Genomic DNA, 26197 nt, shown 5'->3' on the forward strand with positions numbered 1-26197 from the left:
GATGGCTACAACACCCCTGGCGCTGGCAGCTCGGTCGGCTTTCGCTCGGCACGAAACCTTCGCCCCCCGTTTCGGGTGGCTGCATAAGGCGTACCTCCAAGTTTCGGAGAACACCGAGGTGTTCCTGCGCGATGATGCGACAGTCACTCTCGGTGTTGGTAAGAACATGGTCAACGCCATCCGCTATTGGTCAACGGCCTTCAAACTGACAACGGAATACCCCAAGGGCGGTAACTCGAGAGCTTTCGCTGCCGCACCGACATGGCGTGCGAGGTGGCTGCTCGATGAGAACGGAGCAGACCCCTACCTGGAAGACCCGGCGAGTTTGTGGCTTCTGCACTGGTGGTTGCTCTCGCCGGAATGCGCGACACCGGCGTGGTGGATCGCGTTCCATCTGCTTCCCTCGGCGCGATTCACCGAGCCCGAGCTGACCGAACTCATCGAGCGTCACGTCCGTCTTGCAGGCTGGGACGGGGTAGCGCGTGCTTCGGTGGAGAAGGACGTCGACTGCATGACCAAGATGTACGCACCGCGACGGGCGTCAGCGGCGGCGAAGAAGCAGGTGGAAGCCCCGGGTAGCTTCGAGGACATTCTGGACTGTCCGTTCAGGGAACTAGGTCTGCTGGAATCAGTGGATCCCGGGCACAAAGCTCCGCGGACGTGGCGCTTCACCAGCACTACACGCACGTCGCTGCCGCCTGCGGTGGTCGCCTACGCGTGTCTCGACTATGCGGCCGAGATGACCGATTCCTCGGCAGGGTCGATCGCCGTGGCGCGGCTGGCCAACGAGCCGGGCGGTCCCGGCAGAGCCTTCCGCATCCGGGAACCAGAGCTTGTGCAAAGCCTGGAATCGGTCTGCGAACAGAATCCCGGGCTCTCTCTCACCGAGGCGGTCGGCCAGCGGGCACTGGTGTTCCACGACCAGCCTCGCAAGCTGGCGTGGGACGTGCTCGACGGCTACTACGGGGGTGTCCGCGACCGAGCCTGTCCGACCGAGGACGAGTGGAACATCAAATACCCGCAGTTGAACTCGGCCGGTGCTCCCCGCCAGTCGAGCGGAACCGGGGACATCCCGACCCTCGAGGAGGCACTGTGACTCCCACGACCGCGGAGCCCAAGGCTCGCAGGCAGATTAAGCGGCTGCCGAGTGCTCCGTCCGGCGTCACCGTGGTGGGATCGAAACTGCGGTCGACCAACCTGGAGCGAGACGTCTACAGCGACGACCTCTTGCCACCGCTGTACATCGGCGCGCGGATACAGGACGCGCTCGACCGCCTCGTCGGCGCCCTCGAGGATCCCGCCCGAACCAGGGCATGGTCGCTGACCGGCCCCTACGGTACCGGCAAGTCGACGCTTGCCCTGTTGATGTCCACTCTGCTGGATACCGACAGCCCGCGGCGACGCCACGCAGACGACACCGTCGCTGAATACAATCCCACTCTGACGGCGAGGCTCACGGCTGCTCGCGAGCATGCCTCGCCCGATGGTTTTCTGATCACTGTTGCGACGGCTCGCCGTGAACCATTGACGCAGACTCTCCGGCGCGCCCTGGCGCATGCTGTGAATCTGCGGTGGCCTGAAGCGAAGCCGCCCAAGGATGTGAGTGCCGCTCTCAGTGCACTCACCAAGGCAGGCAGTGGCCCCACCGAATTGCTGGCCGCCACCGCTGCCCTGTGCCGCCACAGCCCGGTCCTGCTGATCATCGATGAGTTCGGCAAAACCCTCGAGTATCTCGCCACCACCGATGCCGATCACAGCCTCGACGATCTGTTCCTGTTGCAGGAACTCGCCGAGAAAGGGGCAGGGAAGAAAGGTTTACCGCTCTTCCTGATCACCCTGCAGCATCTTTCGTTCCTCGACTATGCCTCGCGATCTGCCACGCTACAGAAGCGCGAGTGGGCCAAGGTGCAAGGCCGGTTCGAGGACATCACCTTCACCACCCACATCGGCGACGCTCTTCAACTGCTCCGTCGCAGCCTCGACCATTCAGCTGTCTCCACGGCCGGACGCAAACTGCTCGCTGCGCACCAGACAGCCTCGGCGGCCGCCTGGTCCGAGCACGGGCTCGATGGGGTCATCACCCCCGACGAAACCCTGTTCGCTGATCTGTACCCGCTGCATCCGCTCACCGCTGCCGCAGCACCTCTGCTCGCCTCCCAAGTCGGACAGAACGACCGCAGTGTCAGCGGTTTCCTCAGCGGCGACGAACCCAACAGCGTGGCTCGCTTCCTCGCGACCAGCTCGCGCCGCAACGCAACCCACGCGTCCACAATTCAGCTTCCGCAGCTGTACGACTACTTCCTCGCATCGGGACGCACCACAATCCTGGTATCCGCGAACGCGAGCCGCTGGATCGAGATCGACAGCAGGATCAGCGAGGCCCACGGTCTCTCGGACACCGAACTCCGCATCCTGAAGACCGTCGGGCTGCTCAACCTGATCGACTCCTCCGGAGCACTGCGCGCCAGCGCTCACATGGTGCTGTTCGCGTTGACCGACCCCGCCTCCGGCGACAACGACGGCGCCACAGAGGCACTGCACAGCACACTGAAGGATCTACAGGAACGCGGATTCCTGGTCTACCGCGAGTTCAGCGATGAATACCGGGTGTGGCAAGGAACAGACGTCGACCTGCAGTCCCGCATTGATGAAATCTGGGACCGGTGCGACGACCACGCGGTGGTGGGGGTACTCAGGAGGCACCTGCCGGAAGCGATCGTGGCTGGCCGCCACAGCCAACGCACAGGCATGCTCCGGCACTTCGTCACCACCATCAGCGAGCACACGACAGGCTCGGTGGTCGGCCCGGCGCCCGGCGGTTCAGCCGACGGGCTGATGGTGTTCCACCTCGGCGACCATGACGACCTGCCACAAGTGCAGACCTCCCTGCCGGTAGTAGCCGGCATCACCAAGCACGCTCGGGCAGTCCTCGACGCCGGCCGCCACCTGTTCTGTCTGGAGACCCTGCGCGAGGACGCCTCCCTCGACGCGGTCGCCCGCCGAGAAGTCGGCGAACGAATCAGCCAGGCTACGGCCGAGGTCGCGACGATCCTGGCGCAAGCCTTCTCCCCCATCGAGACCGACGCGCAGTGGTTACTGCGCCAAGCCGAGGGCGACGAACTGCTGCAGGCGCGCAGTCTTTCGGGCATCGTCTCCGCCGCGTGCGAGCACGTCTACCCACTGACGCCGCACGTGCGCAACGAGATGCTGGGGCGCCACACCCTGACCAGTCAGGCAGCCAAAGCCCGCCGCGAACTACTCACCGCCATGATCGACCATCCCCATGAGCAATACCTCGGAATCGAAGGGTTCGGACCCGAACGAGCAATGTACAGCGGCGTACTCGAATACATGGGACTACACGCCCTCATCTCCGACGGAACCCAGCATCACAGCCGCGGACTCGTCCCCTACGGATACACCGAACCCGACAGCACCAACCCCGTACACCCCGCCTGGACAACGCTCAGCGACGCCCTCTCGAACGCCACCAAGCAAACGTCCCTCGAAACGATCTCTCAATCCCTCAACGCCGCACCATACGGCGTCAAGGCTGGGGTAGTGCCCGTTCTCGTCATCGCCGCCTTGCTGTTGCGGTCCGAAGACGTGGCACTGTTCGAAGAAGGCAACTACAGGACCCGCCTCACGGCCGACGCCATGGAGCGCATGCTCAAATCGCCCGGACGCTTCACCGTCAAGACCGCCCCCACGAGCAAAGGACAGCGCAAGCTCGTACTCGACTTGCTGTCCGACGTCCTCGGCGCCAGCACGCCGAAGCCCGCTCGGCAGACCCGCAACCCCATGGTGCTCACGATCACCCAGGCCCTACTGAACAGAGTCCGAAGCCTCACCCCTTACGCCCGCCGCACACGGCTGATCAGCACCGACGCACAAGCAGTGCGCACAGCGCTCACAACCTCCGCAGACCCAGTTGATCTCATCTTCGCCACCTTGCCGAGGGCATTGAATCAGCCGGAGATCGGTGCACGCGCAGGTCGCGATGAAAAGTCGGCCCGCGCCTATGTGGAAAAGCTCGCCGCCGCGCTCGATGAAATCACATCGGCCAGCTCGGTCCTACGCGACTCCGCCGTCAGCGCGATAGCAGAAGCATTCAGGTTACCGTCGGGGCTCCCAGCCCTACGGCAGGAGCTGCGCGATCGGGCCCGCGGGTTCGGCAACGCGTCCTTGGAGCCGCAGCTGCGCGGCCTGATCACGATCGCCGCCAACGAAACACTCTCGGACGACGACTGGCTGGACCCACTCATCGTCCGCATCAACGGGGTACCGCTGAGCGAGTGGACCGACAACGACGCTCAGGCATTCAGCCGGCTCACCAAGCAGCTCGCGCTCGCCCTCGACCGCGTCAGCCACCTGTACGAGAACGATGCCGAGCGAGGCATCGACGACGGGTACAAGGCGCAACTGGTCACAGTAACAACCCCCGAAGGCACCGAGTCTCGTACACTTGTTCGAACGTCTGCTGCGGCGCGTGCGGACGCCGCGACGCTGGCGCGCGAGGTGCTAGCGAGGGCCACGACCGAGCTCGGGCCCGACGGAGGGCGGATCTTGCTGGCCGCCCTCACCGAAGAACTGCTGGCCGCCGACTTCACAACCGGACAGCTCGACACGACGGGAGCCCAATGACCGACGAACGCACGACCCGCCACGTTCTCGGGATCTCTGGAGGAAAGGACTCCGCGGCACTCGCTGTCTACCTGCGTGACCGACTGCCCGAGATGGAGTACTTCTTCTGCGACACCGGCGCGGAGCTGCCGGAGACCTACGAGTACCTCAGCAGGCTCGAAGGGGTACTGGGAAAGCCCATCGCCCGGCTAAATGCCTCCCGCGACTTCGACCACTGGATGGAGGTGTACCAAGGCACCTTGCCCAGCCCAAGTATGCGATGGTGCACCAAGAACTTGAAGATCAAACCACTGGAGGAGTGGATCGGCGAGGACCCGGCTGTGTCCTACGTGGCCATCCGCGCCGACGAGAACCGCCTCGGCTACATCAGCACCAAACCAAACATCACCGCCGTGTTCCCGTTCCGTGAAGACGGTATCGACCGCCCCGGCGTCGACCGCATCCTCGACGAGGCCGGCATCGGGCTCCCTGCCTACTACGAGTGGCGCACACGATCCGGATGCTATTTCTGCTTCTTCCAGCGCAAACACGAGTGGGTCGGACTCGCCGACCGGCACCCAGACCTCTTCCAAAAGGCCATCGAGTACGAAGACAAGGTTCGATACCAGGCAACCGCGATGCAGGGCCGCGACTACACCTGGTCCCAGGGAGAATCGCTGAACGAACTCCTCGCCCGCCGCACCGAGATCGAGCAACGCCATCAGGCCGCCATGGATCGCGCCGCACGCAGGATCAAGCCGAACCGCCCTCTGCTCGAGGTGCTGTCCGACGCCCTGGACGAGGACGACGACCAAGCTGGGTGCGCCGTTTGCCACCTCTGAAAGAGTCGGGCTGACCCCGCAGAGTGACCTCACGCCAGCAGCCGCAAGCCGTTGTCGTTGCCGGTTACGCAGCTCCAGGGACAGCCGGATCCCAGACGATCGCCAAGGGGTCGCCCCGATGCGTAGCCGCTACGGTCGCTGAACCGTCGACGACGAGCACGCTGGGCGCGAGGCTCTTTCGCGCGAGGAGACAGGATTTGTCGGGCCCCTCTGGCACACTGGTTGCACTTGCGCACCAGAGCCAGGGGGGTTGTCTCGATGTCCTTTTCCAGCGTGCCCGTGAGAAGGGACCCGCTGAGTCGACTTGTGCGCAGGCACCGCGAGGAAGACAGCCCAGCTCTTCCCATCGAAGTCGGCTTGCTTCGCATGCTGGATGTGGAGAGCTGTCGGCAACTGGATCAGGACCTGCGAGACTTCGCGTCGCCCTGGGAGGTGTACCAGGCGACCGAGGCACTACAACCGAGCCTCCCGGACCTGCCCGGACTGTACCTGTTCGTCTGGAGACCGGAATTCCAGTTCTCGGTCGACAGCCGCCCTTCTCACGGCAGCTTCCCTCAACTCTTATATGTCGGCCAAGCAGGAGCGTCGCGAAGCGATGATGGAAATACAATCCGCCGCCGCTATAAAGAGTACACCCGATACCTTCAGGCCAGCCCAGAAAGCCTTTGGGCTGACACCGAGCCGAAGACTCGCGAACAAAGACTGAGCCGGTATCTACCCCTGCGGCCAATGGAGTTCTGGTGCAGCACTGTAACCGACCGGACTCAGATCAGAGGACTCGAGAAACGGCTGATTCGACTCTGGAATCCGCCACTCAACGACTCTGATCGACCAAAGATTCGGGCACGACTTGGTGCTCCGCGAGCTGCTTGGACATCCTAAAAACCTAGACGCGCCAGAAAGAAGCATACATGCCTTCCAAGACATTTGTGCCAGCCTTCGAAGCGAAGGTCGGAAACTGGACTTACTACTCATGCCTGATGAGCTACGCGGCCGTAGCTCGCGAAATAAACTTCGCCCATGAGCTAGGCGGCAATCAAGATTTGGGAACGATGATCCAACGGGGCGTGGGCGTTCGCACCGCAGAAATCACCGACTACCTGCTGACCAATGAGAACAGGTTCCTGGGCGCAATCATCGTTGCAGCTTGGGGTGGCGCTCCCGAATACTTGCGCGTTGAGATGGAGAAGACTTCCGAAAGTCTTGAAATCCTTTCTGGGATGGACAAGAACTTCGGCGTGTTGACTTTCGATGGCACCCACCAATTCTTCGCCCTCGACGGCCAGCACCGCCTGAAAGCCATTAAGGACGCCGTCAAGAAAGACCCAAATATCGGGCACGAAGACATCAGCGTCATAGTGGTCCCGCATTTCGATAATGAAGAGGGGCGCCGACGGACCCGTCGCCTGTTCACCAACATCAACCGCAATGCAGTGAAAACGACCGCTCAAGAGAACATTGCCCTCGATGAGGACGATGGCTTCGCAATTTTGACTCGTCGCCTCCTTGACGATCACCAGTTCCTCAAACGCAACGGTGTAGTGCAAGTATTCAGCAAGGTCGGAACCGACGGCGAACTCAAGCTGGCAACACGGTCCATAGGCGTCACTGGAACTGCACTGACAACAATCGGAGTGTTGTACGACCTGATTACAGACCTGGGATTCGACCTCGACGAGAGCATGAATAAAGGCTCCCAACGAGCGACGGATGAGATTCTCGATGAAAGTTATGACATCCTCGCTCAGCGAATCGACGAACTCTTGGTGGCGTGCGGGAACATTAGAGCTCGATACGAATCCCACGCGTCACCGAAAGACCTTCGTGCACCGAAGGGCAGAGATGGCGAAGGCCACCCGTTCATGCGCCCTGCGATTCAGATCCAAGTCGTGAAGGCGATTCGCCACATAATGGAGCAGCAGCTCCTTGGGTGGCCCGAGCTCCTTCGGCGCCTCAGTGAATTGGACTGGAAGCTGACATCCGCTCCGTTCTCAGTGGTGTGGCAGGTCACGTCCGATGGGCCAGCGGGTTCTCGGGCTGGCAAAATGATCTCGGCGAAAGACAATAACGAGGCGCTCTTCCAGTTGCTTCTTGCCCACCTGGCTCCGAGCAATAAATCGCAGATAGAACGAGCGATTCGCCTGTACCGCAATCTGAAGAATGACCGATACCCCGTGACAACAGAGGAGCTGACGGAACGAATCTCTGTGGCCACAGACTCAAGCCAATGAAGGACTCCGGGGTCCGCACAAGCGGGCGAAACGCGCTAGGGGCAACCCCGCTGTACGAGACTCAGCTTCGGCGGTAGACCCGTTAGCGCACGGTCACTTCTGTTGCGCGTCCAACCAGCGCGAGTGAGGTTGAGAGTTCCTACGATCTGAGTCCAGCTTTTAGAACCAAGGACAGAGACTAGGGCTGATCATGTCGCGTTAAAAGACTTGCGATGTCCGGTCAATGTCAGCAGTGCTCGTGTAGTCTCGCCCAAGTCCGCCTCCGCGCACGACGGAGGCGGACTTCCAGGCTCAACTTACGGTTTACGGCTCTGAGCCACACCACCGAATCGCGTCCACGACGTGATGCCTCGTCTGGGCCCGGATCGCCGAGCTCGAAGCCGCACTCGGGCGTGGAGAGGGGAGTTGGCGAATGACCTGTTCGCCCGGCGAACCCGCGGCCTGGTGCGAGCGCAAGAGACAGGCTGAGCACCAACTGCCAACTGACCGGGGACTCGCAGCGGCGCACGCCGAGCAGTCGTAGCGCGGGTGCTACGGCCTCGTCTTCTCTCAGTTGCGTTGTTGGACAACGAATTCGGGATGCGACGGCTATCGGCTCGGGCCGGCGGCGGTCCAACCATCATCCTCTTCGATCACCCCGTCGCCGAGAGGCACCGGAGTTTCCTCTCCGGTTCCCCGCTTGGGCTGGGAATCGCGCACGTAGTCCTGCGCGGTGGTGGGTGTGGGACCGTCGATCTGCGGCTGGTCACCACCGCTACCGATCGGCTCGTCGTCCACAGAGTATTGGTTGCCGACCATTGAGTACTCCCTCGGATTGGTCCTCGACCAGGTTGCAGAGTAGGTGATCACCGCGCGGCTACCACATCACCACGCGGGGTCCGCGAGTTGATGCCGAGCGCGAGTTTGTCCGCGTCACCCTGGTTGAAGACGGTGACCTTCTGCTCGCGTGGGTGACTAGGTTGGCGCGCGACGGCCCGCGCGGTTTCATCGGCGACGAGCCCTAAGGGCAGCATGGGATAGGGGAACTCGTGGATACCCGCCCGCAGCACCGCGGCGAACCACCCCGTCAAAGAGAACGGGCGGTCGTAGGCGAGTCCGTCGGCGCTGCTGGCGGCCAGGATGAAGAGGTCGCCGGAGTCTGCAGCCAGGGATTGAGGGATCGCCGCCCCGGCGAAGCAGGTGTCGATCACAACCACGATGGCCTTCGCCCGAGATAGGTTACGGAGACGGCTGATTGTCTGTGTCAAGGGCAGGGCGCTACGCGGGAACCGCTGCATGTCGGTGTCCTGCACCACGAGGTACAGGGCCATCTCGTCATCGAGATAGCCGTGTCCGAGGACGTGCACGATCAGGACATCGTCGACCTCGCGCGCGGCGGCTTCGAGGACTGCAGCCGCCTGAGCGAGAAGAGGATTCGCAAGAATCTCCACGGTTAGCCACGGCGCGCAGCGGCTCAAGCTCTCGCACAGCTCGTCGACGTCATGAACTACACCAGGTAGGCCGGGTACCTCGGGCCCGGCGGCTACACGGGTTCCGCTGGCCAGTGCGGGCACTTGCATCCCACCGGCATCGGCAATGATCAGGTACCTGGACCGCTCCACGTTGGGAAGCCACATCAACTCCGGCGTCCAGGACCGAAGGGTCTGCGGTTGCATCGGCGATTTCGATGCAGGACCACGAGGCGCCACCGGATCGGAGGCGCTGGGTCCGCCCTCGGACGGGTTCGGTGCTGTTGCGGGACCGCTCGGCATCGCCGAGCCGGATGCGACAGGACGGATCTTGGCTCGATGGCGTGCCCTGCACGTAGCCGTCCACCGCGCCTGCCACCACGTCGGCCGCAGGCGAGGATCATCATCGAGGGAGATCCCTACCTCCTCCGCCGCCCGACGGCACGCTGTAACGAAGTGGATGACGACTTCGATCGCGGGCAGCCGTTTACCCCGGGTAGCGTCGCAGGCGGTACTGGGAGCCAGCCGTGAATGGCCGGCTTCCTTGGCCAAGACCGAGAGGCGCCGAAACGATGGCGCGCCACAGTCGCGGCGGAACTCGCTGAGTTCCGCCGCAAACTGCTCAATCGCCTGCTGCTCTTCGGTGCTCATTCGCCCCTGCCCCTAACCGTGACATATAGGCGTATCACAGCGCCCCGACCAGGATCACAGCGACGGCTGCAGCCGTGAGCACCCCCACGCACACGCACATCCGCACAGTGGCACCCCAGCTCTTCATCGCCTGACGGACGGTCTTGCCAATCTCACGCCACATCGTGCCTCCGACCATGGAATCGAACCTCTCAACTTCGATTCCAGCCCCTGCCGTGGCTGTAGTCAGCAGCCTCGGACGCCTCCGGACAGCTCTCGGACGCCCTCGGACACTCTCGGACACTTCCGGTGTGCAGAGGCATCCTGGGGAAGAAGCCTGCAGGATCTTCGCTGTGTGGTGTCGGTGCCGCGTGCGACACTGCACTCGGCAGCACCCGGACAGCAGGAGGAGGGCCGCCGTGAGCGTCAACGAGGGTCCCGTGGTGAAGCTGGTGGTGCACTGCCGCCGGTGCGGTGGCTGGCTGCTCTCTGCTGGCTCCGTCGCCGAGGGGATAGGCCCGACGTGCGCGGTGCACGAGCGCGCCGAGCAGCACGCGGCAGCCGCGCTGACCCTGTTCGACCCGAGCGAGCCCGTCGAGTTAACGCTGTTCGACACCGCCGCCTGACCGCACCCGGCGTGGTGGGGGGTCCGGTGCACACACCGACCGACTTGAGGCGGAACCGATGGACGACCTCGAACAGCGCTACCGCGAACTCGCCGAGAAGATCAAGAAACTTGAGTACGCGCCCGACCCCGACCGCCTGCACGAGCTGGGCGAGGAACACGAGCGGCTCGACAACGACCGCGCGAGCGCCCTGCTCGATCCCGACCAGAGTCGGGCGCTGCGCCCGGCTCGGCGGTTAGAGTCCATCTCGCCGCCGCGCGCGAGCGCGACCGCCAGGAGCGCGCGGCCCGACGAGGCCCGCATCGCCGACGCGCTGCACGACCTCGACTACCCGACCATCACGAGCCCGACGTATAGCGCACTGACCAGGCACCGTGGCTGCTCGCACGACCGCGGCTACAGCCGGTAGCACTCCCGCTCGGCCCGCAGGATTTCCGGTCGGGGCGGGTTCGGCCTTACCCGGAGGAACTTCGATCTTGATGCGCCGGAAATTCCGCGGTACCGGGCGGGTTCAGGCGCGGTGGCGTCCTGCGGTGCGCACGGATGGTGCGGACCCAGCGGGCCCGGCAGCTGGCGAGCATTTCCAACACCGCCTCCTCGTCGGGACGCAGGAGCCAGTGAGGACGACCAGCCTGCAGTCGCGGTGGTCGGCAACCTGGCGGTGCCAGGCGGGGTCGACATCGAGACTGCCGTGGTAGAGGTCGCCGAGCACCGAGCCGGTGACCCTAGCGGTACAGGCGTCGGGATCGAGGGAGGTGGTCAGCCCGGCGTCGCGGGCGCGGGATCGCCGAGGTAGACCGGACTCGCAGGTCCTAGTCACCGGTCCTGACCTGCGATTTCGATGGAGCTAAGGGGACTCGGGCCCCCGCCCCCACGCGCCACGCACCATTTCAAGCACCGGTGACCCGGCTCGGCCTGTCTACAGCCCGTAGTCAGCTTCGATTCGTAGCTGACCACGCGAAAACCGCAGGTCGTCCGCGTTCCCATGTTCGACACGCCCCGCCGAGGGCACGAACCTGCGACAACTACCGTCTGGCATTCCCCGGTTTCCTGGAGGGCTTGGCTTTCGCCGGTGGCCCACTACCTGCTGCCGCAGCAGTTGATGGACCGGCTCCACCGAGTGATACTCGACCGGGGCAATGCCCCGAAGCTGATCGACTTCGATCGGGGGATCGCGACGCCTCCACGACCGGGGTCGGCGAGGGCCGCCGGAGCGGCAGAGAACAGTTGAGCTGCAGACGCCACTCGAATGGTGGCCCTGCACACGGAAGACCGCCTTCTCCGGACAGCCCACAGACCCGCCCAGTCGCCCGCTGATGTTGGAGTCATCGTTCGTAGTCGTGCCAATGAGTGGTCGACCACCGAGTGCGGCGAACCTGAGAGCCCCGCTGCGGATTCACCTCGACGAGAGCTTTCCTGATCTGCGCTCCGTCCAGGTCTCCCATCGGCGGTGCAGGAACTCGGCGATGCCACGGCCCGGCCGGCGGCTCACCCAGTAGGGGATCTCACGCTCGGCCTCGCGGGTTTGACTCCCGCCATACGTCCGGGTCCGCCCGATCGCCCGGAACAAGCCCTCGCCCTGGAACGCGGGGAGGTCAGTGACGTCGGCCTCGCGCGGCGTCCTAAACCAGTGAGGGCGGCGATTATCGTCACGGAGGAATCGAGAAACAAAAGGCTGGTCATCGCCGGTTTCCATCGAGTGGAAACACCCTGGACGACACGATGGAGGAGGCATGGAGATCACCGGGGACATCGACGCCGCCCACCGGGCGCCGAGCAACACCGGACCGCCGCTGGTACTGCAATTCGGTTGCTTCACGCAAACCCCTGGCAGCGGTACCTCGATCCAGACCGATGACTTGTGGTCGATGCTGCTGCGAGACCTGCATCCCGACGATCATGCAGCCCTGAGGGCGGCGCTGGGGCAGGGGCAGGGATTCTGTCTGCGGCTGCGCGGGAACGGCGAGGACGGCCGCGAGCGCACGCTGCTGGTTGTCGCGGCACCGGTGACCGCCGCTCCCGGGCGAGTGGCGGGATTCGACGGCTTCTGGATCGACCTGACTCCGGCGCTGGAGGCCGAACAGAAGGCGGTGCTCGATGACGAGTTGTCCCGGTTCACAACGACCGGCGCGGTCGTCGAGCAAGCGGTGGGGATGCTGCGGCTGGTCTACGGCATCCCCGCGGCCAAAGCACGGGAGATCTTACGCTGGCGTGCCGCCGAAACCGGTTTGCACCTGGTCGAATTCGCGGACCTGCTCTGCACTACCGCCATCGGCATCGCGGTACCGGCGCCGACGCGCACCCGGGTCGACGACGTACTGCTCACCGCGCACCGCCGTATCGACCGCGGCTGAGCCGCCTCTGTGCCGCGCCCGATTCAGGCGACAACGGTGGCGGCCCCCGGCTCGGCGAGGGCTCGTTCGCGCAGGGTGGCCAGGGTGCGGGACAGGATGCGGGAGATGTGCATCTGCGAGCAGCCGACCCGCTGAGCGATCTGGCCCTGGGTCAGGCCCTCGCCGAAGCGCATCACCAACACCCGGCGTTCACGGTGGGGCAACTCCCGCAGCAGCGGCCCGACCGCCACGGCGTCTTCGACCAGCCGGTAGCTGGGCTCCTCGCGGCCGAGGGCGGCGAGCTTCGGGTGGACGCGATCGTCGCCGTCGTCGTCTCCGCGCAGCCCGTCCAGGGACTCGCTGCGGGTAGCCGTTGGCCGCCATCATGGCCTGAGTGACCTCGATGATGTCGACGTCGAGTTCGGCGGCGAGCTCGCGGGCGGTCGGCATCCGCCCGAACCGGCGGCACAGGGCTTCCACCGCCGGGGACAGGCGCTGCTGGAGGTCCTTCACCGGGCGCGGGACCCGCACCGCCCAGGTGCGGTCGCGGAAGTGGCGACGCACCTCGCCCATGATCGTCGGCACGGCGAAGGCGAGGAACGAGCTGCCCTTATCGAGTTCGAAGCGGTCGACCGCCAGCACCACGCCCAGGTAGGCGGCCTGCGTCAGGTCTTCGGCCGCTTCGCCGCGCCCGCTGAACCGGGCGGCGATGTGCTGCCCGAGGGGCATCGCGGCGGTGATGATCTCCTCGCGCAACCGCGCGCGCACCGGATCGGCGGCACCCAGCCCGGACAGGCGGGCGAACGCCGGTTCGAGGTCGTCGTAGGAATCTGTGCCGGAACGGCCGACGCGCGCGGCGGCCGAGGTATTCGTGGAGGATCGGGTCACGGGTGAACCTTCCTGCGCGGTCTCGCACCAGCGACAGTCCCCGCACGCGGGAGTCTGCACGCGCTGGGCGCCGCTGGCGACACGACACCGCCGAGCGTACCCGCCTCGCCGACGTCACGACCCGCAGTCGTCAGCCACTGCCCGGTGGTACCACACGGTCCGGACCGCGTGGTGGTCGTGTATCGGGCGCGGGCCGCCCGAGTCTGGACGCCTGCCGTCCTGGGTGCTCCTGCGGCGGACGGTGGGGACGGCAGCGGAGATGCGCCCACGCGTCGGCGCGGTCCACCGCGACCACGGCAGCGCCACGCAGAACCACGGGAACGGGGTCTCCCGACTCCGGCTGCGCCGGAGACATGGCCCCGCGGCCGACCGAGTCGGCCCGGTTACCCGCCGGACGAGACGGTCGGCAGAACCCGGCCCGTGCGATCTGGGTTTTACCGGCACTTCTGGGTAGCACGGCGCACGGCAGCGATCGGAATGGAACGGATGTGCAATGTGCCCGACTCGACAGTGGCAATGGAGTTCGACGCGCGGCCCGAACAATTGGGGATGGTGCGGGCGCTGACCAGGGTGCTGGCACTACAACTGGAACTGGCGCTCGACGAGGCCGCGGATCTGGAGCTGGCGGTACACGAGGTCGGCACCGCACTGGTCGCGATCGCGGCACCGGGGGCGGTCGTCAGGTGCGAGTACCGGTCACGGGCCACGACGATCGGGGTGCTGGTCAGCTCGACCACCGTCATCGCGCCACGCACCACCGGGCTCGGCTGGCACATCGTGCGCACCTTGGCCAGCAACCTGACGGTCGACTGCGTCCCCGATGACCCACAGCACACGGTCATCGTGGGGTTCAATTGGGCCCGACCGCTCGGCTGGAACCACTTGTGACGCTTCGGCGCAGACGAGGTCGCCCTTGATCGCCGAGGCAGTACGTAGTAGATGCTGCCCGGAGGGGGGTTGGGGATCAAATTACACGCTTTTGCCCAGGTCAACGAGGCATCTGATATGTGGAATGGCAAGCCCCGAAGAAGGCGCGGCAGTTCTGCGCGCTGCCACTCTGACGTGTTGGTCGCGTGCCGTGGCCCCGCTCAGGCCAGGGAGCAATCAAGGGGCACCGGCCACAGAACGGCAAGTCTGCTTTCCGCCACGGCTAGCACGCGTCTACCCAAACTGCACAGGGCGTCGTCCGACCTTCTCTGCTGGTGGATCGCGCTGCTTTGCCCTGCTGGTGCCCGCGGGGTGCTTGAATGGGGCATGAGTTCTCGTTTCCACGCCGACCTCGATGAGTTGATGGCGGTGCTGGAACGGATGTGCCGGTGGAATGAGGCTGCGATCGGTGCCGCTACCGCCGCTGTCCTCGATGTCGACCTTGAACGGGCGAATCAGGCGCTGGAGTCGTGTGCCGAAGCGTGGGCGGGAGCCGAGCGGGCCGAACTCGCCGCAGCGGCTTTGCTGGAGTCCGTTCCGGCTACCACGGGGCTGGAATGTGTGCAGACCGGGTTGCAGATCTCGGTGACGCTGTCACGAATGGCCGGGACATGCGCGGTACTTGCTCAGTTCGCACGAACCCGTTATCCGGTACGGGTCGTGCCCGCGTCGTTGCACCAGTTGGTGCTGGGGATGGGGTCGAGCGCTGTGAGCATGGCCGCGATCACAGTCCATGTGCTGGGTGCCGGTGATTTCGAATCTGCGGCCGAGCTAGACGACCGTGACGATGTCATGGATCGGGCGCACCGCGAACTGCTGGCCTACGCCGCGGACCGGTCCGGCGCCGCAGCGGTCGCGGTGGATCTTCTGCTGCTCGGCCGCTGCTACCGCCGCTTTGCCGAGCACGCCAGGCAGGTCGGGCACCACACGCTATTCATGGTTACCGGGCTGACCGCGGCGGAGGGCTTGAGAGCGTCTCCCCGGGAAACGCGACTCCGGCGCTCTGCGCAGCTTCCGCTGGGCTGGTGCTATCGGGTCGATCGGCGTCGCTGAACAGAGCTTTTGGCCGCTGGCCAGCGGCGTATCCGTGTACCTACCGCTGCACCCGGCGGACGGAGTGCTGACTACGGCAGCTTGGTTCGGCGGGCTGGACCCGGCTATGACCGCGCGTGCTCGGCGCCGAGCCGAGATCGAGGGTGCATGGTGAATACGGGTTCGGCGGTCGCGGTGGAGTTCGACGCGCGGCCGGAGCGGCTGGGCTTGCTGCGGGTAATGACCCAGGCGGTGGGAGTAGGAACGGGGCTGGCGATCACGTCTGCCGCGGATCTGGAGCTGGCAGTGCACGAGATCGGCGCGCCCATCCAGCCATACCACGAGTCCGCCGCAGCAGTCAGATCGAATAATCGCGTGACGACGACCAGACGCATCTTGGCACCCGCGTGCTGCACGCCATGCCGGGCTCCGGCCTACGACAGGGGCGGTGCCCACCGCATGTATTCGACTCGGCAGTCCCGCCGAACAAACCCAGGATCAAAACGGGGGGTAAACGGGGGGCCAGATGGCAAAAACAGGTCAGGCCCGATCAAAGATCGGGCCTGACCTACTATTTTTGTGGAGCTAAGGGGACTCGAACCCCTGACCCCCACACTGCCAGTGTGGTGCGCTACCAGCTGCGCCATAGCCCCGAGATGGTGTACCGCCGGGCTTCCCCGGCTGCCTGAACGAAGTTACACCACCCTCCGCGCGCCCACCAAATCGCTCCCTGACCTGCGAGTCAGCGCGTAAGCTCGACCACCCATTCCGCGTTGTTCACGTCGACGTCGTTCCCGCCGGCGATCACGGTCGGGGTGCCGACCTTGTCGGAGACGGCGCGCAGCGCGTCGAGGTTGGCGGCGGCGGCCGTGCGGGCGGCGTCGGTCTGTGCGCCGGTGGCGACGCACTGGACGGCGGTGTCGGGGGCGCCGGCGGTGCGGGCGATGGTGGCGAGCTCGTCGGCGGTGTGGTCGCTGTCGGCGCTCTCCTCGGGTTGCTCGGCGAGGAAGAGGGCGTCGTGGAAGCGGGCGTAGGCGACGGCCTGGCCGCTCTCGGCGACGCAGCGCAGGGCGCCCGCGGCGCGGGTGGAGTAGTCGCCGGAGGAGCTGCGGGAGTCGAGGAAGTTCACCAGGTGGTAGCGGACGGCCAGGGCGCCTTCGTCGACGCGCTGGGCGATCTCCTGGCCGTAGATGCGCTCGAGGACGCCGCAGGCGGGGCAGATGGGGTCCTCGTAGATGTCGACGGTGGCGCGCGCGTCGGGTTTGCCGAGGCGGATGGCGTTGCCGTCGACGGCGACCTGCACGGTCGCGTCGCGCACGGAGCCGTAGCCGTCGTTGCGGGTGACGGCGTCCTCGCCGTCGGATGACCAGCGGTAGGCGGCGAAGACGATGATGCCGATGATCACGACGGCGAGCGCGCCGAGCGCGTAGGTGGTGTTGCTGGACATCGGGCGCGGGGTGTAGCCGGCGGACGGTTTGCTCACCCCGTCCACTCTGCCGTATCCGGGCTACCGCGTGCCGCCGCGTCCCCCGAGCCCCTCCGATTCCGCGCAGGGTGGATGCGGCGCGCTGACCTCGGTACCGGGCGGCGTGGGCGCGCTGCCGGGCTTCCCGCTCGAATCGCTTCCGTCCTCGGCGGGGCGGGCTGGAGAATCGGCCTCCCGGCGCATGGGCTCGGGAACGAGGAGCCAGAAGACCGCGGCGAGCGCGAGCAACCCGCCGGTGACCCCGAGCCCGAGCCCGTACGACAGCTGCTGCGCGAGGAATCCGACCAGGATCGGCCCGAGCACGGTCCCCAGGTCCGCCGACATCTGGAATCCGGCCAGCACCGGACCCCCACGCGCCTTCGGCCCGATGATGTCGGCAACGGCGGCCTGCTGTGCCGGGCTGAACATCCCCGATCCGATCCCGGCCACGAAGCTCGTGATCAGCAGCAGCGGCACGGTGTCGGCCAACGCGAGCCCGCCGGTGCCGACGGCGCAGATGAACGAGCCGAGCACGAGGAACGGCTTCCGGCCGAACCGATCGGAGAGCCTGCCGCTGGTGAAGAGCACCACGGCATTGCCAGCGGCGAAAACGGTGAGCGTGATCCCCGCCATGGAAGGCTCCTGACCGAGCACCTCGACGACGAGCAGCGGCACCAGCGCCATCCGGACGCCGAACACCGCGGCGCCGTTGCAGAAGTTGGACCAGAGCACAGCGCGGTACTCGGGGCGGCTCCACCCCTCGGCGAAGCTCATGGTGCGCTGCGGTCCGCCGTCGACCGGGTTGATCAGGGTGGACCCGCGCAGCGCGTACCAGACGACGGCGACGGTGATCAGCAGCGCGATCATGTAGAGCACGAAGGGCGCGCGCAGGCCGAAGCCGGCGAAGAGCCCGCCGATCAGCGGGCCGCCGAGCGAGCCGACCAGGAAACTGGTCGAGTACAGCCCGGAGACGCGGCCGCGGGCGCCGGGCGGCGACATCCGGATCACCAGGGCCAGCGAGGAGACGGTGAACATGGTGGAGCCGATGCCGCCGAGCGAGCGCAGCACCAGCAGCTGCCAGTAGGTCTGCGCGAGCGCGCTCGCGCCGGTGGAGAGCGCGACGACGAGCAGCCCGCCGAGGTAGACCGGCCGCTCCCCCAGCCGCTGCACCAGCCGCCCGCTCATCGGCGCGAACAGCAGCCGCATCAGAGCGAAGGCGCTGATGATGGCCGACGCCGCCGCCACCCCGACGCCGAAGCCGCGGGCGAACTGCGGCAGCACCGGGGCGACCAGCCCGAAGCCGATCGCGATCACGAACGAGCCGGCGATCAGTACCCAGATCTCGCCGGGCAGCCGGTCGGGGCCGCGTGCGGCGCTAGTCACCGGCTAGGGCGCGGCCGACCATCTCCTCGGCCGCCGCCTGGACCTGCGCGAGGTGCTCGGCGCCGTGGAAGGACTCGGCGTAGATCTTGTACTTGTCCTCGGTGCCGGATGGGCGGGCGGCGAACCAGGCGTTCTCCGTGCTCACCTTGACGCCGCCGAGCGCGGCGCCGTTGCCCTTGGCGCTGGTCAGCACCTCGGTGACGGGTTCGCCCGCGATCTCTCGCTGCGTGATCATGTCCGGTGTCAACTTCTTCAGCTTGGCTTTCTGTTCCGCGCTGGCCGCGGCGTCGATCCTGGCGTAGGCGGGAGCGCCGTAGCGCCGCTCCAGCTCGACGTAGCGCGCCGACGGGGTGCGGCCGGTGACGGCGGCGATCTCGGCGGCGAGCAGCGCCAGGATGATGCCGTCCTTGTCGGTGGTCCAGACGGTGCCGTCGGTGCGCAGGAAGGAGGCGCCCGCGCTCTCCTCGCCGCCGAAGGCGAGGCTGCCGCTGAACAGCCCGGGCACGAACCACTTGAAGCCGACCGGCACCTCGTAGATGTCGCGGCCGAGCACCCCGACCACCCGGTCGATCATGGACGAGCTCACCGCGGTCTTGCCGATCTTGGAGAGCGCGTCCCAGCCCCTCCGGTTCGCCACCAGGTACTCGATGGCGACGGCGAGGAAGTGGTTCGGGTTCAGCAGCCCGCCGTCGGGGGTGACGATGCCGTGCCGGTCGGCGTCGGCGTCGTTGCCGGTGGAGATGTCGTAGTCGTCCTTGATCGAGACCAGGTTCGCCATGGCGTAGCGGGAGGAGGGGTCCATCCGGATCTTGCCGTCGCTGTCCAGCGGCATGAACCGCCAGGTCGGGTCGACCAGCGGGTTCACCACCTCGAGCTCGAGGTCGTAGCGCTGGCCGATCTCCTCCCAGTAGTCGACGCTCGCGCCCCCCATGGGATCGGCGCCGAGCCGGATGCCAGCGCCGCGGATGGCGTCCAGATTCGAGACCGAGGGCAGGTCCGAGACGTAGTGGTCGAGGTAGTCGTAGCGCTCGGCCGCGGCCAGTGCCTGGGTGAAGGTGGCGCGGCGGACGCCGCTGAGACCGGTGCGGAGCAATTCGTTGGCGCGCTCGGCGATGGCGTCGGTCGCGGTGGTGTCGGCGGGGCCACCGTGCGGCGGGTTGTACTTGAAGCCACCGTCGCGGGGCGGGTTGTGCGAGGGGGTGACCACGATGCCGTCGGCCTGGTGCTTGGGGTTGCCGCGGTTGTGCCGGAGCACGGCGTGGCTCAGCGCGGGGGTCGGGGTGTAGCGGTCGCGGGAATCGATCGCCACCGCGATGTCGTTGCCCGCCAGCACCTCCAGCGCGGTGGTCCAGGCGGGCTCGGAGAGCGCGTGGGTATCCCTGGCCAGGTAGACCGGGCCGGTGATGCCGCGGGTGGCGCGGTACTCGACGATCGCCTGGGTGACGGCGAGGATGTGCGCCTCGTTGAAGGCGGTGTCCAGGCTGGAGCCGCGGTGCCCGGAGGTGCCGAAGACCACCTGCTGCGCGGGCTCCGCCGGATCGGGCACCCGGCTGTAGTAGGCCGTCACCAGGTGCGGGATGTCTTCCAGATCGGCGACGCGGGCCGGGCGGCCCGCTCGATCGTGGGCCATGGTGGTGGCTCCCTTCCGTGTCGGCTGCGCCAGGCTCGTCATCGGGATCACGAGCGCACCCGGCCGTGCGTGGCCGCGTTCGCGGAGGTCATACCCGCGCTCCCTTCCCCGTACCGCCCCCTCGTGTGCGGGCGGCTCCCGATCCGAGCAGTCTACGAAGCGGGGGCGCGGAGCGGAAAAGCGTCGCGCGGCCCCGGCCGCGGGCGCCCCCGGAATCGGCGTCGGAGAGGCACCGCCCGAGCCTATCGCCCGGGTCCGACACAGACCCGGCCCCGAGAACCGCACGGTTGGTTCTACCAGCGAAAACAAGCCTTTCGACGGCTCGATCCCCCGTGTTGACAATCCCCCCGGCGCGCCCGTACGAATGCCTGGAGTCCGGCCGAGAAGTTCACGTTCGATCCGATCTATCCCGAGTCTGGAGAAACAACGATGGCGGTACAGCGGGCAGTCTCCCGAGCGCGGCGCGCGGCAGCGCGCTTCGGCACCCGGCAGCGCGGCCCCGACGGCAGGCGCTTCGGCCGGGCGGGGCTCGTCGGCATCGCCGCGCTCCTGCTCGCGGCAGGCACCGGGCTCGGCGCGGGCCCGGCCGCGGCGGGGCCGATCTACCCGGCCCCCGACCCCGACGCCTTCTACGCCGCACCCGCCGACGTCGCCCGCTTCAACCTCGGTGACGTCATGCGCAGCAGGCAGGTGCCCGCGCCGAACTACCCGGGCGCCACCGCATGGCAGCTGCTCTTCCGCAGCACCGACTCGCAGGGCGGGCCGATCGGCGCGGTGACGACGGTGCTGGTGCCGCCGGGCGGCGGCGCGAACCGGCCGGTCGTGTCGTACCAGCCGTTCGTCAACGCGCTCGGATTGCGCTGCGCCCCTTCGCACGCGCTCTTCGACGGCGGGCTGCGCGAGGGGCCGGTGCTGAACCTGCTGCTCGGCCGCGGCTGGGCGGTCGCGGTGCCGGATCACCTCGGTCCGAACAGCGCCTACGGCGCGGCCCGGCTCGGCGGCCGGATCACCCTGGACGGCCTGCGCGCGGTGCAGCGATTCGCCCCGGCCGGGCTCGGCGCCAGCCCGATGGGGCTGGCCGGCTACTCCGGCGGCGGCATGGCGACCGGGTTCGCGGCGGCGCTGGCGCCGGAGTACGCGCCGGAGCTGCCCCTGGTCGGGGTGGCCGAGGGCGGGGTGCCGATGAATATCGGCAAGCTGGCGCTCGATCTCGGCATGCAGCCGAACCCGCTGTTCGGGCTGGGTTTCGCGGCCGCCATGGGGCTGGAGCGTGAGTACCCGGGGCAGCTGCCGATGGAGCCCATCCTGAAGCCGGTCGGCGCCGATCTGCGCAACCGGATCGCCAACGGCTGCACCGACGAGATCATCGCGGCGGGCGCGAACCGCAGCCTGCCCGACGTCTTCTCCGGCCCGCTCGACGCCGACCCGGACACCGTGCGCATCCTGCACGAGAACAGCCTGGAGATCTTCCCCGGCGTGCCGCGGATCCCCACCTACGTCTGGCACGGCACCAACGACGCCGTCTCGCCGCAGCTGGTGCGCGAGGTCGTCGGCCGCTACTGCGGCTCCGGCGCCAGGGTGCAGCTGGACATGCTGCCCGGCACCGACCACGGCACCGCCATCCCGGAAGGCAGCGCGCGGGCCTTCGACTTCCTGGCCGACCGCTTCGCCGGAGCCCCCGCCCCCGCCAACTGCTGACGACGACGAAAAGCCCGGACCAGGCGGTCCGGGCTTTTCGCGGTGAACTCAGTGCGCGAGAACGGGTTCGCCCTCGGCGGGAGCCGGCACGGTGTTCGGCATCAGGAAGCCGACGATCACCGCGCCCGCCGCGAAGATCGCGGTGGCCCACCAGAAGCTGGTGGTGTAGCTCTCGATCGCAGACTGCGCCACCGCCTCCGGGCTCAGCGTGCGGCCGGTCAGGTAGTCCGACGCCGCCGAGGCCGCGATGGTGCTGAGCAGCGCGGTGCCGATCGAGCCGCCGACCTGCTGGCTGGTGTTGATGGTCGCCGAGGCGACCCCGGCGTCGGTGTGCCCGACGCCCGACGTCGCGCCCTGGAAGGCGACCGACATGGCGCCACCGAGGCCGAGGCCCATGATCACCAGCGCGGGCAGGATGTCGGTGGCGTAACTGGAATCCAGCCCGATCCGGGTGAGCAGCAGCATGCCGAGCGCGGCGATCGCGAAGCCGCCGCTGACCACGACCTTGGGCCCGACCCGGGGCAGCAGCACCGAGGGCGCGGTGGTGGAGGAGACCACCATGCCCGCGACCATCGGCAGGAAGGCGAGGCCGGTGGTGATCGGGGTGTAGCCGAGCGTCAGCTGCAGGTAGTAGGTGAGGAAGAGGAAGATCGCGAACATCCCGATCCCCATCACGAAGACCGTGAGGTAGGAGGCGCCGCGGGTGCGGTCGAGCACGATCCGCAGCGGCAGCAGCGGGTGCGCGACCCGGGTCTGCAGCCGGACGAAGACCGCGAGCAGCGCCGCGCCGCCGAGCAGGAAGCCCAGCGTCAGCGGGTCGGACCAGCCCTCGGACTCGGCGTGCGAGAAGCCGTAGACGATGGCGAAGAGCGCGGCGGTGACGCTCAGCGTGCCGGGCAGATCGAGCCGCGGGCGCTCGGTGGCGACGTGCTTGGCGAGCAGCAGCACCGCGCCGACCAGCGCGACGGCGGCGAAGCCGAGGTTGACGAACATCACCCAGCGCCACGAGGCCCACTCGGTGAGCGCGCCGCCGAGCAGCAGCCCGATGGCGCCGCCGGTACCTGCCACCGCGCCGAAGATGCCGAAGGCGCGGGCCCGCTCGGCGGGCTCGGTGAAGGTGACGGTGAGCAGCGAGAGCGCGGCCGGGGCCAGCAGCGCGCCGAAGACGCCCTGGCCGACGCGCGCGGCGACCAGCATCTCGAAGCTGGTGGCCGCCCCGCCGATGGCGGAGGCGACGGCGAAGCCGATCAGCCCGGTGATGAAGGCGGTGCGCCTGCCGAAGAGGTCGCTGAGCCGGCCGCCGAGCAGCAGGAGGCTGCCGAAGGCGAGTGCGTACCCGGTGATCACCCACTGCCGGTCGCCGTCGCCGAAGCCGAGGTCGGCCTGCGCGGCGGGGAGTGCGATGTTCACGACGGTGGCGTCGAGCACCACCATCAGCTGGGCGATGCCGATGACGGCGAGCACCCACCAGCGGAGGGCGGCGGAGCCGCGCCTGCCGGTCGCCGCGGCGGCCGGGGCCGCGGTCTCGATCGTGGTGGTCATTCTTCTCCCCTGGGGATCGGAGTGGAGCAGCGAATGTGGAGGTAGTGCCTCCACTTACTCGGAGACTATCACCATAACGGAGAGACCGCCTCCACTTAGTCCCGAGCGTTGCTAGACTGGGGTTGTGAGTCCCACCACGTCGACCTCTCCCAGCCATGCCCCCCGCCGCCTCCGCGCCGATGCCGCGCGCAATCAGGAGCGCATCGTCGCGGCCGCGCGCGAGCTCTTCGGCGAGCGCGGGCTGGAGATCTCGCTGGACGACGTGGCCGAGCGCGCGGGCGTCGGGGTCGGCACCGTGTACCGCCGCTTCGCGAGCAAGAAGGAGCTGATCGTCCAGGTCTTCGCCCAACAGATGGACGAATTCGTGGCCGCGGCCGAGAGCGCGGCGCGCAACCCCGACCCGTGGGCGGCGCTGGTCGAGTTCTTCGAGTACGCCTGCGAGCACCTCGCGGGCAGCCGCGGGCTGAGCGAGGTGCTGCTGGAGCTCGACGATCAGATCGAGCGCTTCCGCGACCTGCGCGAGCGGATGCAGACGCCGCTGAACCGCATCGTCGAGCGCGCCCGCGCCACCGGCGACCTGCACCAGGACGTGCAGCCGACCGACCTCTTCGCGCTGGTGCACATGATCGACAGCTTCGCCGAGTTCTGCCGCCCGGTGGCCCCCGAGACCTGGCGCCGCTACATGGCGGTGGTGCTGAACGGCGTGCGCGGCGACGGCACGGCACGGCTCCCGCTCTGCGAATCGGCACTCACCGAGGAGCAGGTGGAGCAGGCCAAGGGCAAGCTCTGCCCGCCACGCCGCCGATAACTTCGGACTATCCTGCGAATTCCTGGCGACTTCCCGCGCCCATCCCCTACAGTTGGACACATGACCAACTCGCCGTGGGTGAACTGGGCAGGCGATCAGCGTTGCCATCCCGCCGTCGTCGCGCATCCACGGGACACCGCCGAGGTCGCCGCGCTGGTCACCGCCGCCGCGGCGCGCGGCCGGAACGTGCGGGTGGCGGGGGCGGGCCACTCCTTCACCGACGCGGTGCTCACCGACGGTGTGCTGCTCGACCTCTCGCGGATGAACCGGGTGCTGCACGTGGACCGGGCGGCCGGGCTGGCCCGGGTGCAGGCGGGCATCACGCTGCACGAGGCAAGCGCCGCGCTGCACACCCACGGTCTCGCCTTCCCCAACCTCGGCGACATCGACGTGCAGACCGTCGCGGGCGCCACCGCCACCGGCACGCACGGCACCGGCTCCCGGCTGCGGAACATCTCCGACGCGTTGCACTCCATCGAGCTGGTGACCGCCGACGGCAGCGTGCTGGAGCTGAACGAGGAGACCGACCCGGACGGCTGGCGCGCGGCCAGGGTGAGCATCGGCGCGCTCGGCGTCGTCACCGCGGTCACGTTGAAGCTGGTGCCCTCCTTCGTGCTCGCCGGGGTGGAGCGGCCGATACCGCTGGAAGACGTACTGGCCGAGCTGGATTCGCACGTCGACGACAACGAGCACTTCGAGTTCTACATGTTCGGCCACAGCGCGCTGACCATGACCAAGCGCAACAACCGGACCGACGCGCCGGAGCGACCGCGCGCCCCCGCGGTCGACTGGCTGGACGGAATCCTGCTCTCCAACCATGTCTTCGACGCACTGTGCCGGGTGGGCAGGCGGCGGCCCGAGCTGGTCCCGCTGATCCAGCGGACCGCGGCGCGGGCGGGCGGGCACCGGCAGAAGGTGGACCGCTCGTACCGGGTCTTCGCCACCCCGCGGCTGGTGCGCTTCACCGAGATGGAGTACGCGCTGCCGCGCGCGCACGGTGCGGCCGCGATCAGGGAGATCAGGGAGATCGCGCGACGGTTCGACACCCCGATGCCGATCGAGGTGCGCTGGGTGGCGCCGGACGACGCCTTCCTCTCCCCGGCAGGCGGCCGGGAGACCTGCTACATCGCCGTGCACCAGTACCGGGGCATGGAGTGGCAGCCGTACTTCCGCGCCTGCGAGGCGGTCTTCGCCCGCTACCGGGGGCGGCCGCACTGGGGAAAGCGGCACTTCCGCACCGCGGAGACGCTGCGCCCGCGCTACCCGGAGTGGGAGCGGTTCGCGGCGGTGCGCCGGAAGCTCGACCCGGACGGCCTCTTCCGCAACGACTACCTGGACCGGGTGCTCGGGCCGGTCAGCTGAGCAGGGATCGGACCAGCGCGGGCACCGCGGTGCCGATCGGCTCCCTGATCACCTCGGCGGCGATCCGGTCGTAGGGGGTCGGCTCGGCGTTGATGATCACCAGCTCGGCGCCGGCGTCAACGGCGACCGAGCAGAGCGAGGCGGCCGGCTCGACCTGCAGCGAGGAGCCGATGGCGAGGAAGAGCTCGCTGCGCTCGGCGATCGCCAGGGCGGCGGCGACGGTGCGCCGGTTCATCTGCTGGCCGAACATGATGGTCGCGGCCTTGAGGACGCCGCCGCAGCGCGGGCAGGGCGGGTCCGGCTCGCCGGCCGCCACCCGCTCCAGCGCCGCCGCCATGGTAGCGGTGTACGGGCACTCGACGCACCCGACGCCGAACATGGTGCCGTGGATCTCCACCACTCGCTCCGGCGACGAGCCCGCCCGCTGGTGCAGCCCGTCCACGTTCTGCGTGACGATGCCGATCTCGCGCCCCGCGTGCTCCAGCTCGGCGAGCGCGCGGTGCGCGGCGTTGGGCTTCGCGTCCCACGCGGGGTTCTCCCGGCGGGCCTGCCAGGAGCGCACCCGGACGCCGGGGTCGGCGAGGTAGGCGTCGTAGGTGGTGAGCAGCTCGGCGCTCGGGTTCGTCGTCCAGACGCCCTGCGGGCCACGGAAATCCGGGATTCCCGAGTCGGTGGAGATGCCGGCCCCGGTCAAGACGCCGATCCGGCGCGCCGCGCTCATGGTTCCCA

General features: G+C 67.7%; 21 protein-coding genes and 1 tRNA gene. 12 read left to right on the forward strand and 10 right to left on the reverse strand.

What is annotated here, in order from left to right:
• Window position 1: 1 nt before the first annotated feature.
• From ACFO0B_RS06655 to ACFO0B_RS06670, 4 genes are all read left to right on the forward strand, one after another.
• Window positions 2–1096 carry a DUF4007 family protein gene (locus tag ACFO0B_RS06655; protein ID WP_378611421.1) on the forward strand — a complete coding sequence of 365 codons (1095 nt, stop codon included), beginning with the start codon at window positions 2–4 and terminating at the stop codon, window positions 1094–1096.
• Window positions 1093–4644 (forward strand): hypothetical protein, encoded by a 3552-nt coding sequence (locus tag ACFO0B_RS06660; protein ID WP_378611422.1) that lies wholly within the window; start codon window positions 1093–1095, stop codon window positions 4642–4644. Before ACFO0B_RS06655 ends, ACFO0B_RS06660 begins: the two co-directional genes overlap by 4 nt.
• A complete protein-coding gene (locus ACFO0B_RS06665) occupies window positions 4641–5465 on the forward strand; it encodes a phosphoadenosine phosphosulfate reductase domain-containing protein (RefSeq protein WP_378611423.1) in 825 nt (274 codons plus the stop codon). Before ACFO0B_RS06660 ends, ACFO0B_RS06665 begins: the two co-directional genes overlap by 4 nt.
• Before the next feature lie 911 nt (window positions 5466–6376).
• Window positions 6377–7696 (forward strand): DGQHR domain-containing protein, encoded by a 1320-nt coding sequence (locus ACFO0B_RS06670; protein WP_378611424.1) that lies wholly within the window; start codon window positions 6377–6379, stop codon window positions 7694–7696.
• Between the two features lie 588 nt (window positions 7697–8284).
• Here ACFO0B_RS06670 and ACFO0B_RS06675 read toward each other — a convergent pair.
• Both ACFO0B_RS06675 and ACFO0B_RS06680 read right to left on the reverse strand, forming a co-directional pair.
• Window positions 8285–8494: a hypothetical protein gene (locus ACFO0B_RS06675; protein WP_378611425.1), complete on the reverse strand. Its 210-nt coding sequence runs from the start codon at window positions 8492–8494 to the stop codon at window positions 8285–8287.
• Between the two features lie 47 nt (window positions 8495–8541).
• Window positions 8542–9795: a hypothetical protein gene (locus ACFO0B_RS06680; RefSeq protein ID WP_378611426.1), complete on the reverse strand. Its 1254-nt coding sequence runs from the start codon at window positions 9793–9795 to the stop codon at window positions 8542–8544.
• Between the two features lie 398 nt (window positions 9796–10193).
• Between ACFO0B_RS06680 and ACFO0B_RS06685 the strand changes: the two genes are divergently transcribed.
• The 3 genes from ACFO0B_RS06685 to ACFO0B_RS06695 all read left to right on the forward strand — a co-directional run bounded on the left by ACFO0B_RS06685 (window position 10194) and on the right by ACFO0B_RS06695 (window position 12754).
• Window positions 10194–10400 (forward strand): DUF6011 domain-containing protein, encoded by a 207-nt coding sequence (locus tag ACFO0B_RS06685; RefSeq protein WP_378611427.1) that lies wholly within the window; start codon window positions 10194–10196, stop codon window positions 10398–10400.
• A gap of 58 nt (window positions 10401–10458) precedes the next feature.
• A complete protein-coding gene (locus tag ACFO0B_RS06690) occupies window positions 10459–10809 on the forward strand; it encodes a hypothetical protein (protein ID WP_378611428.1) in 351 nt (116 codons plus the stop codon).
• A 1324-nt stretch (window positions 10810–12133) separates the two neighbouring features.
• Window positions 12134–12754 carry an antitermination regulator gene (locus ACFO0B_RS06695; protein WP_378611429.1) on the forward strand — a complete coding sequence of 207 codons (621 nt, stop codon included), beginning with the start codon at window positions 12134–12136 and terminating at the stop codon, window positions 12752–12754.
• Between the two features lie 23 nt (window positions 12755–12777).
• Here ACFO0B_RS06695 and ACFO0B_RS06700 read toward each other — a convergent pair whose 3' ends face one another.
• Both ACFO0B_RS06700 and ACFO0B_RS06705 read right to left on the reverse strand, forming a co-directional pair.
• Entirely contained in the window at window positions 12778–12984 is a 207-nt protein-coding gene (locus tag ACFO0B_RS06700; protein ID WP_378611430.1) for a sigma-70 family RNA polymerase sigma factor, read from the reverse strand.
• Entirely contained in the window at window positions 12944–13621 is a 678-nt protein-coding gene (locus ACFO0B_RS06705) for a sigma-70 family RNA polymerase sigma factor (protein WP_378611431.1), read from the reverse strand. Before ACFO0B_RS06705 ends, ACFO0B_RS06700 begins: the two co-directional genes overlap by 41 nt.
• A gap of 495 nt (window positions 13622–14116) precedes the next feature.
• On the opposite strand from ACFO0B_RS06705, the gene ACFO0B_RS06710 reads away from it, so the two are divergent.
• Window positions 14117–14509, forward strand: coding sequence for a hypothetical protein (locus ACFO0B_RS06710; RefSeq protein WP_378611432.1), 393 nt, complete (start codon window positions 14117–14119; stop codon window positions 14507–14509).
• A 366-nt stretch (window positions 14510–14875) separates the two neighbouring features.
• Entirely contained in the window at window positions 14876–15601 is a 726-nt protein-coding gene (locus tag ACFO0B_RS06715; RefSeq protein WP_378611433.1) for a PhoU domain-containing protein, read from the forward strand.
• Between the two features lie 559 nt (window positions 15602–16160).
• Here ACFO0B_RS06715 and ACFO0B_RS06720 read toward each other — a convergent pair.
• From ACFO0B_RS06720 to pgm, 4 genes are all read right to left on the reverse strand, one after another.
• A tRNA-Ala gene (locus ACFO0B_RS06720) sits at window positions 16161–16233 on the reverse strand.
• 89 nt (window positions 16234–16322) lie between these two features.
• Window positions 16323–17027, reverse strand: coding sequence for a DsbA family protein (locus ACFO0B_RS06725; protein ID WP_378611610.1), 705 nt, complete (start codon window positions 17025–17027; stop codon window positions 16323–16325).
• Between the two features lie 60 nt (window positions 17028–17087).
• A complete protein-coding gene (locus ACFO0B_RS06730) occupies window positions 17088–18428 on the reverse strand; it encodes an MFS transporter (protein WP_378611434.1) in 1341 nt (446 codons plus the stop codon).
• Window positions 18421–20058 (reverse strand): phosphoglucomutase (alpha-D-glucose-1,6-bisphosphate-dependent), encoded by a 1638-nt coding sequence (pgm, locus tag ACFO0B_RS06735; protein ID WP_378611435.1) that lies wholly within the window; start codon window positions 20056–20058, stop codon window positions 18421–18423. The genes ACFO0B_RS06730 and pgm overlap by 8 nt, the downstream gene beginning before the upstream one ends.
• 429 nt (window positions 20059–20487) lie before the next feature.
• Here pgm and ACFO0B_RS06740 point away from each other — a divergent pair, with 429 nt between their 5' ends.
• Entirely contained in the window at window positions 20488–21756 is a 1269-nt protein-coding gene (locus ACFO0B_RS06740; RefSeq protein WP_378611436.1) for a lipase family protein, read from the forward strand.
• 48 nt (window positions 21757–21804) lie between these two features.
• Here ACFO0B_RS06740 and ACFO0B_RS06745 read toward each other — a convergent pair whose 3' ends face one another.
• Window positions 21805–23298, reverse strand: a complete 1494-nt coding sequence (locus tag ACFO0B_RS06745; protein WP_378611437.1) for an MFS transporter — start codon at window positions 23296–23298, stop codon at window positions 21805–21807.
• 124 nt (window positions 23299–23422) lie between these two features.
• On the opposite strand from ACFO0B_RS06745, the gene ACFO0B_RS06750 reads away from it, so the two are divergent.
• On the forward strand, window positions 23423–24106 hold the full coding sequence (locus ACFO0B_RS06750; RefSeq protein WP_378611438.1) for a TetR/AcrR family transcriptional regulator: 684 nt from the start codon (window positions 23423–23425) through the stop codon (window positions 24104–24106).
• Between the two features lie 60 nt (window positions 24107–24166).
• Complete coding sequence (locus ACFO0B_RS06755) at window positions 24167–25468, forward strand: D-arabinono-1,4-lactone oxidase (protein WP_378611439.1); 1302 nt, start codon at window positions 24167–24169, stop codon at window positions 25466–25468.
• Here ACFO0B_RS06755 and ACFO0B_RS06760 read toward each other — a convergent pair.
• A complete protein-coding gene (locus tag ACFO0B_RS06760) occupies window positions 25461–26189 on the reverse strand; it encodes an SIR2 family NAD-dependent protein deacylase (RefSeq protein ID WP_378611440.1) in 729 nt (242 codons plus the stop codon). The two genes, ACFO0B_RS06755 and ACFO0B_RS06760, sit on opposite strands and share 8 nt — an antisense overlap.
• Window positions 26190–26197: the final 8 nt, after the last annotated feature.

Source organism: Nocardia jiangsuensis, assembly GCF_042650385.1.
GTDB lineage: Bacteria > Actinomycetota > Actinomycetes > Mycobacteriales > Mycobacteriaceae > Nocardia > Nocardia jiangsuensis.

Excerpts from the sequence above, each read along its gene's own strand:
- ACFO0B_RS06715 (WP_378611433.1), top strand. The coding sequence starts at position 14,876 with ATGAGTTCTCGTTTCCACGCCGACCTCGATGAGTTGATGGCGGTGCTG.
- ACFO0B_RS06665 (WP_378611423.1), top strand. The coding sequence starts at position 4,641 with ATGACCGACGAACGCACGACCCGCCACGTTCTCGGGATCTCTGGAGGA.
- ACFO0B_RS06655 (WP_378611421.1), top strand. The coding sequence starts at position 2 with ATGGCTACAACACCCCTGGCGCTGGCAGCTCGGTCGGCTTTCGCTCGG.
- ACFO0B_RS06760 (WP_378611440.1), bottom strand. The coding sequence starts at position 26,189 with ATGAGCGCGGCGCGCCGGATCGGCGTCTTGACCGGGGCCGGCATCTCC.
- ACFO0B_RS06675 (WP_378611425.1), bottom strand. The coding sequence starts at position 8,494 with ATGGTCGGCAACCAATACTCTGTGGACGACGAGCCGATCGGTAGCGGT.
- ACFO0B_RS06680 (WP_378611426.1), bottom strand. The coding sequence starts at position 9,795 with ATGAGCACCGAAGAGCAGCAGGCGATTGAGCAGTTTGCGGCGGAACTC.
- ACFO0B_RS06740 (WP_378611436.1), top strand. The coding sequence starts at position 20,488 with ATGGCGGTACAGCGGGCAGTCTCCCGAGCGCGGCGCGCGGCAGCGCGC.
- ACFO0B_RS06670 (WP_378611424.1), top strand. The coding sequence starts at position 6,377 with ATGCCTTCCAAGACATTTGTGCCAGCCTTCGAAGCGAAGGTCGGAAAC.
- ACFO0B_RS06695 (WP_378611429.1), top strand. The coding sequence starts at position 12,134 with ATGGAGATCACCGGGGACATCGACGCCGCCCACCGGGCGCCGAGCAAC.
- pgm (WP_378611435.1), bottom strand. The coding sequence starts at position 20,058 with ATGGCCCACGATCGAGCGGGCCGCCCGGCCCGCGTCGCCGATCTGGAA.
- ACFO0B_RS06690 (WP_378611428.1), top strand. The coding sequence starts at position 10,459 with ATGGACGACCTCGAACAGCGCTACCGCGAACTCGCCGAGAAGATCAAG.
- ACFO0B_RS06745 (WP_378611437.1), bottom strand. The coding sequence starts at position 23,298 with ATGACCACCACGATCGAGACCGCGGCCCCGGCCGCCGCGGCGACCGGC.
- ACFO0B_RS06755 (WP_378611439.1), top strand. The coding sequence starts at position 24,167 with ATGACCAACTCGCCGTGGGTGAACTGGGCAGGCGATCAGCGTTGCCAT.
- ACFO0B_RS06725 (WP_378611610.1), bottom strand. The coding sequence starts at position 17,027 with ATGTCCAGCAACACCACCTACGCGCTCGGCGCGCTCGCCGTCGTGATC.